Genomic DNA, 676 nt, shown 5'->3' with positions numbered 1-676 from the left:
ACCGGGGCGTCACGTATGTTGTGCCAAAGCGGATGCACACCAGCGAGAAAGCTCAGGCCAAACGATTGCTTCAGCGCGACCAAGACCGCTACGTCACCGATCGCAAACTCCATCTGGGCAACAACGAGTGGCACGAGAGGACGCTCCAGTACCGTCGAAAGAAGAACTCAGACCGGACGGATCACGGGCAGTACGCCGTGTTCATGACCAACGGCGACCCCAGCGCCATCACAGAATATGGGAAACGCTGGGACATTGAGCGCGGCTACAAGTCGATCAAGCGGTTCATGGCAGCGACAACGTCGAAAGACTTCGTGCTGCGATTCTTTTATTTCGCGTTTGCGTGTCTCCTGTATTCGATCTGGCGCGGGATCGATATGCTGTTTCAGTGTGAGAATGGTGGTGTGTATGACCGTGAACCCGTTGTAACGGCGCAGAACACGCTGACATTGCTCCGGAAGGAGACGGGGGTCGGGTAGCGGCCATCTGAGACTCAGGGGATGCCCCGACTCGTGAGCGGCAGCGCTCTTGCGAACTTCGGTCATTTCCCGAAATAGTTCGATGGCCGACACGAAACCGCTCTCGGAGGCATCATCCAACCGATATCTGCGCACCGATTCAGTCGAAATCACGCATCTCACACCCGCTAAACCCGCTGTAGTCTCAACTTCCAATG

The 676-nt window shown here is 56.4% G+C and carries 1 pseudogene; it reads left to right on the top strand.

What is annotated here, in order from left to right:
- Positions 1 to 479 (top strand): annotated as a pseudogene (locus tag DVK07_RS20380) (transposase); the annotation flags it as partial.
- Positions 480 to 676: the final 197 nt, after the last annotated feature.

Origin of the sequence: Halorubrum sp. Atlit-26R (assembly GCF_003666015.1) — an archaeon.
GTDB lineage: Archaea > Halobacteriota > Halobacteria > Halobacteriales > Haloferacaceae > Halorubrum.
Note: the sequence above shows the minus strand (reverse complement) of the source record. Positions and strands in the feature narration are given on the sequence as shown.